This window comes from Paenibacillus turicensis, assembly GCF_050461185.1.
Lineage (GTDB): Bacteria > Bacillota > Bacilli > Paenibacillales > Paenibacillaceae > Fontibacillus > Fontibacillus turicensis_A.
In genome coordinates, this window is record NZ_JBCMOR010000018.1 from 68,301 (window position 1) to 82,356 (window position 14,056).

The 14,056-nt window shown below is 39.3% G+C and carries 12 protein-coding genes; 6 read left to right on the top strand and 6 right to left on the bottom strand.

Features of this window, described 5'->3' with window-relative positions:
• Positions 1-54 precede the first annotated feature (54 nt).
• Entirely contained in the window at positions 55-1,647 is a 1,593-nt protein-coding gene (locus tag ABE099_RS19395; protein ID WP_430033058.1) for a response regulator transcription factor, read from the top strand.
• 50 nt (positions 1,648-1,697) lie between these two features.
• Entirely contained in the window at positions 1,698-2,615 is a 918-nt protein-coding gene (locus ABE099_RS19400) for a MerR family transcriptional regulator (RefSeq protein ID WP_430033061.1), read from the top strand.
• A 275-nt stretch (positions 2,616-2,890) separates the two neighbouring features.
• On the opposite strand, the gene def is transcribed toward ABE099_RS19400, so the two are convergent.
• Positions 2,891-3,475, bottom strand: coding sequence for a peptide deformylase (def, locus tag ABE099_RS19405; protein WP_430033063.1), 585 nt, complete (start codon positions 3,473-3,475; stop codon positions 2,891-2,893).
• 120 nt (positions 3,476-3,595) lie between these two features.
• Positions 3,596-4,540 (bottom strand): LysR family transcriptional regulator, encoded by a 945-nt coding sequence (locus ABE099_RS19410; protein WP_430033065.1) that lies wholly within the window; start codon positions 4,538-4,540, stop codon positions 3,596-3,598.
• 149 nt (positions 4,541-4,689) lie between these two features.
• On the opposite strand from ABE099_RS19410, the gene ABE099_RS19415 reads away from it, so the two are divergent.
• Positions 4,690-5,691, top strand: a complete 1,002-nt coding sequence (locus tag ABE099_RS19415; RefSeq protein ID WP_430033067.1) for a quinone oxidoreductase family protein — start codon at positions 4,690-4,692, stop codon at positions 5,689-5,691.
• 552 nt (positions 5,692-6,243) lie between these two features.
• Here the strand turns inward: ABE099_RS19415 and ABE099_RS19420 are convergent.
• Both ABE099_RS19420 and ABE099_RS19425 read right to left on the bottom strand, forming a co-directional pair.
• Positions 6,244-6,501, bottom strand: a complete 258-nt coding sequence (locus tag ABE099_RS19420; RefSeq protein ID WP_430033069.1) for a YqkE family protein — start codon at positions 6,499-6,501, stop codon at positions 6,244-6,246.
• A 100-nt stretch (positions 6,502-6,601) separates the two neighbouring features.
• Positions 6,602-8,809: an MMPL family transporter gene (locus ABE099_RS19425; RefSeq protein WP_430033071.1), complete on the bottom strand. Its 2,208-nt coding sequence runs from the start codon at positions 8,807-8,809 to the stop codon at positions 6,602-6,604.
• A gap of 207 nt (positions 8,810-9,016) precedes the next feature.
• Between ABE099_RS19425 and ABE099_RS19430 the strand changes: the two genes are divergently transcribed.
• From ABE099_RS19430 to ABE099_RS19440, 3 genes are all read left to right on the top strand, one after another.
• A complete protein-coding gene (locus ABE099_RS19430; RefSeq protein WP_430033073.1) occupies positions 9,017-9,646 on the top strand; it encodes a TetR/AcrR family transcriptional regulator in 630 nt (209 codons plus the stop codon).
• Positions 9,647-9,714: 68 nt separating this feature from the next.
• Positions 9,715-10,017: a hypothetical protein gene (locus tag ABE099_RS19435; RefSeq protein ID WP_430033076.1), complete on the top strand. Its 303-nt coding sequence runs from the start codon at positions 9,715-9,717 to the stop codon at positions 10,015-10,017.
• 26 nt (positions 10,018-10,043) lie between these two features.
• Positions 10,044-11,309, top strand: coding sequence for an MFS transporter (locus ABE099_RS19440; RefSeq protein WP_430033078.1), 1,266 nt, complete (start codon positions 10,044-10,046; stop codon positions 11,307-11,309).
• A gap of 132 nt (positions 11,310-11,441) precedes the next feature.
• Here the strand turns inward: ABE099_RS19440 and ABE099_RS19445 are convergent, their stop codons facing one another.
• Both ABE099_RS19445 and hflX read right to left on the bottom strand, forming a co-directional pair.
• Entirely contained in the window at positions 11,442-12,374 is a 933-nt protein-coding gene (locus tag ABE099_RS19445) for a manganese-dependent inorganic pyrophosphatase (RefSeq protein ID WP_430033080.1), read from the bottom strand.
• Between the two features lie 98 nt (positions 12,375-12,472).
• Positions 12,473-13,744, bottom strand: coding sequence for a GTPase HflX (gene hflX, locus ABE099_RS19450; protein WP_430033082.1), 1,272 nt, complete (start codon positions 13,742-13,744; stop codon positions 12,473-12,475).
• Positions 13,745-14,056 lie beyond the last annotated feature (312 nt).

Consider the following 14,056-nt stretch of genomic DNA (forward strand, 5'->3'; position numbering starts at 1 on the left):
CGCTTAGCCATGCCTGTCATCCCTTAGCTTATTTTTTAAAGGAGGTGCTTTAACTTGCTACGCATAGTTATTGTAGATGATGAGGTGCTAATTAGAGAAGGATTAGCAAAAATGATTCAAAAAGAAAATCCCATATTTCAAATTGTAGGCATATTTGCTGATGGTCAAGATCTGCTAGAAGCACTCCCTAACCTTGGAGTAGATGTCGTTATTACAGATATTCGAATGCCCGTGCTAGGTGGATTGCCTTTAATCAAAGAGGTTCAAAATCACTACCCACATATTCGCTCGATCCTGATGAGTGGTTATGTTGAGTTTGGTTACGCCCAAGAGGCAATACGCTGTAGTGCTGTGGACTATTTACTAAAACCTATAAATAAAGAGCAGTTATTTGAATTGTTATATCGTCTCCAGCAAGAACAACTAACTAAGCTTAACCAAGTAAAGGAACAACGTATTTTATTGCTAAGTGCGCTGTTGACGCAAGAAGAGAACAGGGATAAGCAATTAGAGGCGGTTCCCTTGACCACGATTAATAAAATTAATATTGAATTTCCACATTCATTTTTTGTTCCGTTTATATTAAAAAGTAATGAAGCACTTCATTTAAAGCTTTGTGCAAGTCGACTTCAACAACTTCAAGTGCAGCTCACCCATTATACGAATCAATCTGATTTAGATAGGGAAAATATGGGAATGGGATTGGACTTATTATGGGACGATCAGACTTATCAAGGTTGGATAACCTATTTCACTCAACCGCCTTCACCTGAGCAGCTAGATGAAATTGGGAGACAACTGTTAGCTTATGCGGAGCAAGAAAGCTTTCCTTTACATATTGGAAGTGGTGGACTTTGCAGAAATCTGACTCAACTACAATCAGCCTTTAATATTGCGCGTTATACCTGTGATCAAGGTTTATACAGCAATCGTATACACTTTTTCAGCCATCCCCTCTCTCCCCCTTCCTTGGCAAAAATAAAGGTAAGGCAACTAGAAGCCTATCCTCAACTTATAAATGATTTGAAAATTTTAAATACAACGTCACTTCAACATTGGCTTATACAAAACTTCAACAGTATTAAGGAGCAACAAGGAGGAATATCACATATTTATGATTTATGCTGCCTTATCTCGGGCAAAATCGAGCATGAAGTAGACGAATGGACGACCTTTTTCCATGACCTAATATTGCAACAATTAAAAAGCGATCTGTATGTATTTTTTTGCTATGATGAGCTTGTGAGTTATGTTGTAGATATCTTTCTGTCCAAGCTGGAGGTCATTCGTGCAGATCGGTTAGCAAGCTTAGCTTCGGCTACGCTTACAATTAAGCAATTTATTCATGAGCATTATGCGGAGCAAATTGATTTAAACGCTTTAGCCTCCATCGTTTATTTAACACCTACTTATGTTAGCAAGCTCTTTAAGCAGGAAACAGGCCATACGATTACAGATTATTTGACAGATGTACGTCTACAACATGCCAAGCGGTTACTCACTCACGAACCACATTTAAAAGTACAGGAAATTAGCGAACAGGTTGGTTATGTAGATGTAGCTTATTTCCATAAGCTGTTTAAGCGGACCATCGGGATTACACCGTCTCAATTCAAAAAAATTACACATAGCAATATACAAGCTTGACTCCACCCTTGGGGAGTAGATTATCGTGGAAGGCAAAAGGAGTGAGATATATGTTCATTAAGGAGGCCAGTAAGTTATGTGGCTTAACAAAAAAAGCGATGCTCTATTATGAGCAGCAAGGACTCATTTCTCCTGAGTTACTCCCTAATGGTTACCGAAATTATTCAGCACACGATATCGTGAGCTTAAAAGAAATTTGTGTTTTGCGTTCTTTTGGCATGACAATTCAACAAATTAAAGCCATCCTCACAAGTGAGCATAAAGAAACAAAACTGTCCCAGTACAGACATTTACAGGAGCTAAAGCTGCTCCAGATCAAAAATGTCCAAGCTAACCTAGACAAGCTTATTCAAAACTATAATATTGATGAGAGCTTTGAAGCGCTGATGCTACAGGATCAAGCTGGTATAAGTATACGCGAGAAGCTTGTTCATAGCTTTCCAGGTACGTTTGGCATCTATTTATCCCTGCATTTTGGACGGTTTCTCCAGCATCCAATTGAGACAGAAGCGCAGCGAGAGGCTTATATAAAAATCGTGTCATACTTAGATGACATGGCTTTAGAGATGAGTGTTGAAAAGAATAGTTTATGGAATGATGAACGAAGTGACGAACTGGTAAGTTATATGGAGAATATTTTTCAATCACAAGGGGGAGTTCAGGTAGAGCAGGTGCAGCAAGATATGCTGAATAGCTTGGAGGAAGCCACAGAAAAACCCGAGACATTTTTTAAACGTAAATCGATTGCAGATTATATTACTTATCGCTCCTCTGAGGAATATAAGCAATCACCTGCGGGGAAAATGGCGACACTACTACGACAATTCCAACAGCAGAGCGGATACAAGGAAAACTTTATTGAAAATATGAAAATATTAAGTCCCTCCTACGCCAGCTACTATACACAGCTAGAAGCTTTAAACGAGTCGTTTATCGCGCAACATCCTGAGGTGAAAGAATGGGATTGATAACCCTCATCCAGATGGCAAACGTTGGTGTGTGGCTGAACAAGCAATCGGAAATTATTATTGGGGGACCCATAATATTACGTCCAATTTGGATATATTGAGGAAGTTTGATCGATTGGATTTTGATCTACCTGTTCACGCAAAATGAACATCATACGAAGTTATTTTGGAATTTAAAAAGGAGGAAGAATGCCATCCCTCCTTTATTCATATCCACATATAAATTATTATTTAGCAGAGCATATTTAATATAAAGAGAGTTCCACTACTTCGTTTTATTCATACAGGCTAGAGATATCCACATTTTCCGGCAGCTTAAATGGATTTTCTTTATTAATATGATCATAAAACATAATCCCGTTAAGATGATCTAGCTCATGCTGCATCACGATTGCATCAAATCCTTTAAATTTCAAAGTTAACTCTGTCCCTTGATGATTATAAGCTTTAAGCTGAACACGTTCGTAACGAGGAACATAACCTTGGATGGCTCGATCAACGGACAAGCAGCCTTCACTTTCAGGCATATAAATCATCGCAGTGGAATGACTAACAATTTTGGGATTATACAAAGCATATTCAACATCATTACCATGCTTATCTGTAAGAAGTGCCGCAAACATTCTTTTATTGAGTCCAATTTGATTCGCAGATAGTCCAACACCTGCTCGTAGCTTATATTTTTTCCCGATGACTGGATCTTGACTATTTTTAAGAAATTGCATCATACAGCCCATCTCTTCACGGTCTTCTTTTGAAGGCGGAATGCTCACAGGTTCGGTTACAGTACGGAGAATCGGATCGCCCTCTCTAATAATATCGTCCATCTTTATCATATAATTTTTAACAAATTTACTCATAACCTTGTTGCCATCCACCTTTATCACAATATTTATACTGCCATTTTACCACACAACCGTTGTTGTTCCTGCAAAAGGACATATAAAATCAATTTATTTTGAGACCGTGCCTTTATGACATTATTTCGTTATTAATTGTTCAACTAACTTAGTTAATGAAGTAAAATAGTTTGATTCTGATCGATATACGAATCCAATTTCTAATTTTCGGTATGCTTCAGGTAAGGAGTGACAGGAAATTCTTTTTGCTTGCTCGGCAGCCTTTACTGCTGAATAGGGCAACAAAGATATCCCTAAGCCTGCGGATACACTATTAACAATGACCTCCATCGTACCAAAGGGCTTCATTTCAAGATGATTGATATGAAAATCACGCAAAAGCTGTTCTACTCTTTCCTGATGTGTACAGCCCACCTCAAAAAACAACATCGGTAACGAAAGCAAGCTGTCCAAGCTGTCTGATCTATCCAGTCTATCAATTCTTTCTAGCCTATCGGACTTTTCCAGTCTCTCTAGTCCTTCCATTTTCTCTAGCCCTTCGCTCCCCCACTCCGATATTAATACAAGCTCATCTTCAAATAAAGGATGATAATTTAGCTGTTGTTCCTGCACCTCGCCGTATATAAAAGCACCATGTAGTTCTCCTGACCTTACTTTTTGTAAAAGATCATGTGTACTTCCTGTAGTGAGTATCACCTGCACATTTGGAAAATCAGCTTGATATGTTTTAAGTATAGGGAGTAGATATGGAGAAACCGCCGTTTCAATACTTCCTAGCTTTAAGGAACCTGCGGCAGAATCAGAATACTTTATTTTGTTGAAGGCTTCCTCAAGTAACGCTATGATCTGATCAGCATACGTAAGTAAGCCTTCACCAGCAGGAGTTAAGCTCATCCCTCGGTTACTTCTATAAAAAAGCGGAACACCTAACTCTGTCTCTAACGCTTGAATACGAGTGGTCACATTAGACTGGACATAATTTAGCATCTGTGCCGCTTTTGTAATGCTGCCCGCTTTTGCCACAGCCTGAAAAATTTTTAGATCACTGCTTTCCAATGTTTCCACCTCCTATGCTCAATACTCAGCTTACTTGACTTACTGACTTTTCTACTATCGTTTTTTATGATACTGACCTTCTCATTTATTCATTTTACCAAGCTGTTGTAGATGTATACAATGGGGTTCATATACTTCACGTTCTAGGAGGGTAATTCATGAAGGCGATTATACATGAAGGCGAACAAGGACTTAACGGTTTACAATATAAACAAAGTTATATAGGACAGCAAGACAAGCATCCTGAAAAAGGGCACGTAAAAATTAAGCTAAAAACAGCAGGTCTTAATCATCGAGACTTATTTTTAATGGCGGCACGTTCAAAACAAGATGCCCCCTTTATACTTGGTTCAGATGGCGCAGGCATAATTGAAGAGATTGGTGAAGGTTTAACAGGTCTATCCAAAGGAACAGAAGTTATCATTAACCCTACTCTTGGTTGGGACAAAACAGATGAAGTGCCTGTTGTGCCTGAAATATTAGGCGGGCCTACAGATGGAACCTTTGCTGAGTATGTCATTATTCCAGAGCAAAATGCAGTAGTTAAGCCAAGTTACTTATCATGGGAAGAAGCGGGTGCTTTATCCTTATCTGCACTTACCGCCTATCGTGCGTTATTTACGAGAGGCACCCTTCAAGCGGGACAACACGTGTTGGTTCCAGGCATTGGTGGAGGAGTTGCCACATTTGCAGCTTTAATGGCCTCTGCGATAGGAGCAAAGGTCACGGTTACGTCAAGAAGCGAAGCGAAACGAAAACAAGCGCTTGAATTGCCGATTACAAAGGTTATTGATAGCAATAGCCACTGGTACGATGAACTAAAGGATGAACCTGTTGACCTCATCTTAGATAGCATTGGGCCAGCTACATTTAATCAATATTTCGATGTACTCAAGCCAAATGGAAAAATCGTCATGTTTGGCGCTAGCTCAGGAGATGACATTACAATTCCAGCAAGAGCGATCTTTTTCCCACAAATTCAATTGATTGGTACCTCCATGGGCAGCCATGAAGAATTTGTCGCTATGCTACAGTTTATGGAGCAACACAAGATCCACCCTATCGTGGACAGTGTGTATTCTTTAGAGGACACCGCTCTTGCCTTCCAGCGTATGGAGCGTGGCGAGCAGCTTGGCAATATTGTTTTGAAAATTAGCTAAGTCGTTTTTAATCATGGCTCTATTTAGAAAATTAGTACTCGAGAACGATAGGTCTGGTAGCTACGATCCAGAGCGTTCTTGCGATTGTTGTTAAAATCATATTCCTTTTTATTAAAGTCTATTTATGGATGGAACTTGATTTTAAGAGACAATCTTCAGAATCGTTCTGTCTCTTCGCTAGTTTTGGTTAGTCCTCAAGTACTAATTTCAAGATTGAGCCTAAATCATATAACATTAATGGCATGAATTTTTTCTTATATAGAATAAATAACATCAAAACTCAAAAAAGGATGACCTTCACAATTTCAAAGGTCATCCTTCCTTATGCTACAAGCTCAATCCCACATAAGGCTTGATATTTCCATCAGTACTTTAACACTCCCTCACTAGCGAAGAGACAGGTAGATTCTGAAGATCGTCTTTAAATCCAGATTACATCCATTAATTTCAATTATAGTAATCTGGATTTAACAACGATTGTAAGAACTACCTGAATCGTAGCGCCTAACCTCCAGTGTTAAAGTACCGATCCTATATTAAGCCTTAAATATTTTATTTATATTTATGCCAATCCATATTAGATGAGTTCAGCAAATGCTCAAAATTGTTATCTAGTTCCTTTTGCTTTTGCTTACGCTCTTGCTCCTTTTGCAAACGTGCAGCTTCCTTGCGTTGATCCTCTTCCTGCTGTAGGCTTGCCGCTTGCTCCTTTAACTTGCCAATGACATCGGCACCAAGCAAATCTTTAAGTGTTGCAGGTTGCTCCTTAGCGGCAGGAGTAGGCACACTACGGTTCTTTTTCTTAGCCATTTCAATCACCTCGGATTATGTTACCCCTAAGCTACCATAATGGCAAAATTATTGTCAACTTACTACTTAAATACTTTCCTCAATGATAGCCTTGCATCTCTTACTTTCCTTCCACCTTAGCGGTTTGCTTTTCCTCAAATTTAGCTGGCCAAAATGCTACACGTCCTAACAACATCGTAATGGAAGGCACGAGGAATGGACGCACAACAAATGTATCAAGCAAAACGCCAATTGCAGCAATCAGTCCAAATTGGACTAAGACTTGGATCGGTAACGTTGTTAATACGGCAAATGTACCAGCAAGAATAAGTCCTGCAGACGTGATTACACTTCCTGTTTCATTAACCCCTTGAGAAATCGCTTCTTTAAGTGGCATCTCCTTGCTTTTTCTCCAAATGCTTGAGACGAGGAAAATGTTATAATCCTCACCTAAAGCGACAAGGAATACGAACGCATATAACGGAATGAGTCCTTGAATCGCACTCACACCCATGAAATCATGAATAATAATCCAGCCGAGCCCTAAAGCAGAAAAATAAGATAACACAACCGTTAAAATCAAATAGATCATCGCTGTAATCGAACGAAGATAAACTAACAATAACAAGGCGATTAAGCCAATCACGATCGGGATTATGACCTCAGTATCGCGTAAATTCGTATGCTCTGTATCGTATTGTGTAGCGGTTAATCCACTCACCCATACTTTATTATCGGCATCACTAATGCCTTGCTCCTTTAGCTTGCCAGCAATTAAGGTTTGTATTTCAGGGATATGTGACATCGCTTCATTAGAGTAAGGATTAATATTAAATTCAATATCGACTGCTTGAATCGCTTCGTTAGTGTCTCCTTTTGCTTGTTCAGATACATTAGAAATATAAGGTTGATCCACTAACCATGATTTTAAATCTACTTCTTTACCTTCTGTATCTATCATGACCTTAGCAGGTGCAAGCTCACCAGGTGTAAATTTATCTCCAATGACACTAAAGCCTTGTCTAGATTGGCTACTTTCTGGGAATGAAGACAATAAATCAACGGTATACTCGACACGTAAAGCATTGACTGCAAGCCCTACTAATATGATCATCGTAACTAAGACCACTGTCCAAGGACGGTTGGTTACAATGCGGCCAATCCAGCCTGCTGACTTGCGAGGTTGTTTTGGCGTTTTATTTTTAGCTGCAAGCATTTCTGGGGTACGTGGGATAAACGGAAAAAACGAAGCTCTCCCCAAAATTGCTAACAGGGCTGGAACTAACGTTAAGCTAGCCGCCGCCATAATTAAAATCGATAAGCTAAATGGCACAGCAAAACGATGAACAGCACCATATTTAGCAAATAACAATACTAACAAGGAAAGCACAACGGTAAAGCCACTCATTGCTATCGCCCCTGCGGAATCACGGAACGCAGTGACAAGCGCTTTTCCCTTACTTTTTTCTTCCAATAATGTCTGTCTAAAATGTGAGATTAAAAACAAGCAATAATCAGTTCCTGCGCCAAACAGCAATACCGTCATAATCGAAATGCCTTGTGAATCTACTGTAATGACACCCATCTCTGCCAGCTTGCCCAAAATTGGACTTGTCACAATATAAGCAAAACCAACGGCAATCAGTGGAATAATTGCAAGGATTGGCGATCTATATATAAGTAATAGCAAAATTAGCACGAGTAGCACGGTTGAAATTAATAAAGACACATCTGCATCCGCAAACAGACCAGAAGCATCCTTAGAAATCCCTGCTGGACCCGTTACTCTTGCACTTAGCTCACCTTGTTTGTCTAAGTCTTGTTTAAATGGGTTTTCCTTAAATTCCTTTTCCATTTGGGCTTCAATGGCATCAATCGACTTGGTGATGTCCGCTGAATCTAGTCCTTTTTCAAAGAAAAATGGCAATACAATTGTACTTCCATCTTTTGAAGCTTGCCCTTTAAGTACAGGTAAAGGAATTTTATCAAAAGGAACGACAAGCTGCTGCCCCGACACAGGATTTGCTGTAAAGTGTGAGGTTAGCGAGGTAAGATGACCATAGTCCGCATCCGTTAGACCTCCATCCCGCTTAAATACAAATAATGCAGGAATTCCAGCATCACTTGGAAACTGCTCCTCTGCAAGCTGTGCTGCAATGACTGATGGCATCTCGTCACCCAAATTTGGTGCATTATTTTGCGTCACCTTGTTCACAGCAGGCCACACAGAGCTTAAAATCACTGCAATCAAAATCCAGACTGCTAGCGTAATCCACTTGGATCTTTTGCCAGCAACATAACGTCCCATTTTTTCTAACAAAATTCCCATCGTTTGTTCCTCTCCTTCTTTAAATGTTACAACCCATTGTCATTTATTATATTAGGCATTTATAATTATATATACCGGAAGGTTAATTATCAATCAGATTTAGAAAAATTTAATTGTTCTCGTCCTTTTGTTGAATAAATCATGCTATGGTATAATGATGGCTCAATAGAGAAATATCGGATCATCTGATCGTTGAGGTGAACTAGAATGAAATCCAGAGGCAAGCGACCACTAGGCAGACCACCAGTGCAGGAGGAAGGGATTCCTACCCCACAATTGATTAAAAACATTTCTTCGAAGCTTTTTATGGAAAAAGGTTTTGAGTCTGTGTCGATGAACGAGGTTGCCAAACAAAGTGGTGTTACAAAAGCGACAGTATATTACTATTTCCCAACTAAAAACGATTTGTTTTTAGCTGCCATTGGCGATGTGCTAGGACGCGTTACGTTGCTGATTGAAAACATCTTATGTCAAGAAGGTAGCTTTTATTATCGACTTACGCAAGTGGCGGAGCAATATTTAAAGGTTCCCAAAATGCATATGCATACAATGCTAGAAAAAGCCCAACAATACCTCTCAGAGGAGCAAGCCGCTACTCTAAATAACTATGAGCAACAGCTCTATGAGCATTTGCAAAATTGGTTTATTGAAGCAAATGAAAAGCATGAAATAGATTGTGAGGACCCTATTCTTGCCGCTCATTTATATGTTTCTATGCTCAGAGTGACGGAGAGCAAATACTGGAGTGAAAGAAACGTTGGGCGTACGGAAGACGCTGCTAAAGTGATCGTATCCTTGCTTTGGCGTGGGATACAGCCACAAAATAGCGAGAAATAAATCATATAAGCCTGTATACAACAGCTTGTAAACGGAAGCTTATAAAACATAAGAAAGCGATGATGATCATGGCATTTGGTATTAAACGCAAGGAATTAGAGGCTTGGAAGCAAGAGGTGCTTGCGGGCAACATTGCTTTTTTAACCCACTATTGGCTTGATCCACGTTTTCCGAATATAAAAACAGTAACAAAGGTAGGCTGCTCAGACCTCGAACGCTTAACCACATGGTGTATCCAGTATGAGCTCCCGCCCCAGCATATACATAAGCGTTTTTTATTTCCTCATTTTGATCTAATCGGCCCTAAGCAAATTGATATTTTGTTGGAAGAAGGGTACAGAGAACAATTGGAACGCTTTAAACTTATTTAAAACTCTTAATATGAAAGGTGGACATCATGTCGACATCACCACAAGCTTCATCAGAAAGTATATTACGTAACCGTTTCTATCAAACGGTCCTCATCTCCAACATCTTTTTACAAATTGGGATTTGGGTTAGAAACTTCGCCATCCTCATGTTCGTTACAGATATGACGAATAACGACTCCTTTTCAATCTCTTTGATTTCAGTTGCTGAATTTGCGCCTATCTTTGTATTCTCATTTATCGGCGGCGCATTCGCGGATCGGTGGAAGCCTAAAAAAACGATGATATGGTGTGACTTCTTGTCTGCAATCTCCGTTTTTGTCGTTCTGCTCACCTTGATTTTTGAATCATGGCAAGCTGTTTATTTTGCAACCTTTGTATCCGCTATTTTATCGCAATTTTCTCAACCCTCTGTCATGAAGCTATTTAAACAGCACATTCATCCAGATAAGGTCCAACAAGGAATGGCGTTATTTCAATCATTAATGGCAATTTTCATGGTGTTAGGGCCGTCACTTGGCATTCTTGCTTATCAGCAAATTGGAATTTACTGGTCAATCTCAGTAATGGGGATCGCCTTTCTAATCTCTGCCTGCATTTTGTTCAGATTACCCCCTGATATTGAGGAAGAAAAAACGGAGCAGGTAGAGCGTACTAACATTAAACAAGAATTAATAGATGGATTTAACTATGTGTGGAAAAGCAAAGTGTTAAAAACATTAGGTGGAACCTTTGCCATTGCTGGTTTTGCCGTTGGGATTATTCAAACGTTAGGTTTGTTTATCGTCATTGAAAACTTAGGCCAAACAAAGGAATTTCTCCAATATTTACTAATGGTCAATGGAGGCGCGATGTTGGTTGGTGGTGCTGTGCTAATGAGCTTTGCTAAAAAAATTCCACCTCAGGTGCTATTAGCAATTGGTACGGTCATCAGTGCCGCTTGTATTACAGGTATGGGGATTTCTAAAAGTATACCTTTGACATTTGCATTGCAATTTCTAAATGGTCTTACAATGCCTTGTATTCAAATTGGTATCAATACAATGATCTTACAATTTACGGAGCAATCCTACGTTGGCCGGGTGAATGGTGTACTTAGTCCAATGTTTACAGGCATGATGGTCATTATGATGTCAATCGCTGGTATTATTAAAAAATATGTTCCACTTATGGACATTTATATCGCATCAGGGATTGTTATGCTTATCGGTGGATTAATATTAATCCCTATTTTTAGAATCAAGCCTAACTTACCCTCTTCCCCCGCAATGGGGCAAGCACCAGAACCGTCTTAGTAGATCAGATCGAGTAGTACTTTCAAAGCATATTAGATTTGGAAATAAAAAGGCGTCGTCTTGTAGCACATAAAATGCTCCAAGCGACGCTTTTCAATTTCAAACATTATTGTTTACGCTCAGCTTTTAAACTTAACGTTGATTAAATGTATCTGTTAATACAGGTACGATTTGTGCTTTACGGGAAACGACCCCTTTTAACACAGCTTTACTGTCTTCTAGCTTCACATTGTATGCTTTTTCTACTAATGAAGCGTCCTTACCAAATGCCAAACCAACAGAGTCATTATTCAAAATATCGGTGACTACGAATAAAAATAGGTCAAGACCTTTTTTCTCAATGATGATGTTAATTGCATTTTCGATTTCAACCCGACGTGCCAATACATCGTTAACATCCACTGCATTTACTTGAGCAATTTCAACCTTCGAACCATTCATTTCGAATTCCTTGCTATCGAGGTTAACAAGCTGCTCGATTGTCTTATCACTTAAATTCGCACCCGCTTTTAACAAGTCTAAGCCGTATTCCTCTGCATCTACGCCAGCAATAACAGCTAGTTCCTTCGCAGCAGCTACATCCTGTGCGGTACACGTAGGTGATTTAAACAATAAAGAATCAGAAATTATAGCTGACAACATTAACCCAGCAATATTAGCTGGAACTTCTACGTTATTTTCCTTATACAATTTAAGTAAAATTGTTGCGGTACAACCTACTGGCTCTGCGCGGAAATATAATGGACCTTTAGTCTCAAAGTTTGCAATTCGATGATGGTCGATGACTTCTAGCACTGTCACTTGATCAATATCTTCAGCACTTTGCTGACGTTCATTATGATCCACAAGAATAACTTCATTTGTTTCAGATGCTACAGACGTAACAACACGGGGTGCTGCCACGCCAAAGCGTTCTAATGCAAATTTTGTTTCATTGTTTGCTTCTCCTAATGCAACAGCCTCTACCGTTAATCCAAGCTTGCTCTTCAAATCAGCATAAGCGATTGCTGAACAGATTGTATCCGTGTCTGGGTTTTTATGACCAAAAATTAATACGTTTCCCATCGTGAACTCTCCTTTTAGCTATACATTGTAAATCGATGTGAATCTACACATTCCAACTTACAAAAGTATATCCCACATTTAGAGGGACAAGCAACCCGTTATTTCACAACAAATTGTTCGTATTTAGCATAGTCACTCGCTTTGAGTTCTAGCACTAACTTTGTACCCTCTTCTTCATATGCTGTTTCTGTAATGTTTGCATGTTCATTTAAATAAGAAACGATATTCCCTTGATCATACGGAATTAACATTTCGCATTGCACATAGTCTGTAAAAATACGTTTAGCTATTTCATCTGTTAGCTCCTGCATGCCAATCCGAGGTTTTGCCGCTAAAAAGATAATATCCTTTTGTACCTCAGGAATGACTTTGTCCGTTAAATCTGCTTTATTATAAGCATATAAGGTTGGAATGTTCTCAATACCGATGTCCTTTAATGTTGCATTCGTAATATCGATTAGACGCTCATATTCAGGATTATGGTAATCAACCACATGGATCAGTAAATCCGCTTCTGCCACCTCTTCTAACGTCGAACGAAAGGCTTTAATCAAATGATGAGGCAGTTTACTTACAAACCCTACAGTATCGGTAAGCAAAAAAGACTTATTGTTAGGCAGTGGAACATGTCTGACTGACGTTTCTAATGTGGCAAACAACATATCCTTTTCAAACACTTGCTTCTCTTGTGACTGACTATATTGCTCCATGAGCGCATTCATAATCGTAGATTTTCCAGCATTTGTATACCCCACAAGCGACACAACAGGCATTCCTTGCTTTTTACGTTGCTTACGTTGAGTCTGACGATGTGCGACGACCTCTTCTAATTCCTTACTTAATGCAGTAATTTTTTCTTCAATCCGTCTGCGATCGAGCTCTAGCTTCGTTTCACCTGCACCACGGTTATGTGTGCCAACCCCTCCGCTTTGTCTTCCTAACGATTCACGTAACCCTACAAGACGAGGTAACATATACTTTAGTTGAGCGACTTCAACTTGAAGCTGTGCTTCCCTTGTTTTAGCACGTTGGGCAAAAATATCTAAGATTAAAATGGTACGATCGATAACTTTACATTGTAAATCTTTTTCTAAATTACGTATTTGCGAAGGGGATAACTCATCATTAAATATGACGAGATTTCCTTCCATCGCCTCAAGGAGTGAGCTCACCTCTGTGATCTTCCCTGTCCCAATATAATGGGATTTATTCACCTTCGGCAAATTTTGAGTTAAAGTCGCAAACACCTCTATCCCACATGCTTCCGTTAAGTTCGCTAATTCTTCCATCGAATATTCAAAGTCTTCCTGAGACTTAATATTAACGCCAACTAATACTGCCTTTTGCACTAAAGTTTCTAATTCTTTCATATAATTCATCCCTTTCAACTTCTAATATGGCATAAAAAAACACAGGTAGCGCGACCTGTGTAGAGGGTGAACGAAAAATACACATCTAACAATACTAGCTGCATCAACAATAGTTTGCACATGCACATCCAGCCAGACATCCTAAAGGACATTCTGCCAGCTACCTTGTAATCAAACTCAAGTTCACTTCTAACCTTCCGAATATCAAGCTAGAGCGACGCAACAGCAATTTATAATTGCATACTGGGAGCCTATTACACAACAGATATAATGAAATGCAATCCTATGATATATTTTAAAGGTACTGTTCCT

Excerpts from the sequence above, each read along its gene's own strand:
- ABE099_RS19435 (WP_430033076.1), top strand. The coding sequence starts at position 9,715 with ATGGCATTTGGTATTAAACGCAAGGAATTAGAGGCTTGGAAGCAAGAG.
- ABE099_RS19440 (WP_430033078.1), top strand. The coding sequence starts at position 10,044 with ATGTCGACATCACCACAAGCTTCATCAGAAAGTATATTACGTAACCGT.
- ABE099_RS19420 (WP_430033069.1), bottom strand. The coding sequence starts at position 6,501 with ATGGCTAAGAAAAAGAACCGTAGTGTGCCTACTCCTGCCGCTAAGGAG.
- ABE099_RS19425 (WP_430033071.1), bottom strand. The coding sequence starts at position 8,809 with ATGGGAATTTTGTTAGAAAAAATGGGACGTTATGTTGCTGGCAAAAGA.
- ABE099_RS19400 (WP_430033061.1), top strand. The coding sequence starts at position 1,698 with ATGTTCATTAAGGAGGCCAGTAAGTTATGTGGCTTAACAAAAAAAGCG.
- def (WP_430033063.1), bottom strand. The coding sequence starts at position 3,475 with ATGAGTAAATTTGTTAAAAATTATATGATAAAGATGGACGATATTATT.
- hflX (WP_430033082.1), bottom strand. The coding sequence starts at position 13,744 with ATGAAAGAATTAGAAACTTTAGTGCAAAAGGCAGTATTAGTTGGCGTT.
- ABE099_RS19430 (WP_430033073.1), top strand. The coding sequence starts at position 9,017 with ATGAAATCCAGAGGCAAGCGACCACTAGGCAGACCACCAGTGCAGGAG.
- ABE099_RS19415 (WP_430033067.1), top strand. The coding sequence starts at position 4,690 with ATGAAGGCGATTATACATGAAGGCGAACAAGGACTTAACGGTTTACAA.
- ABE099_RS19445 (WP_430033080.1), bottom strand. The coding sequence starts at position 12,374 with ATGGGAAACGTATTAATTTTTGGTCATAAAAACCCAGACACGGATACA.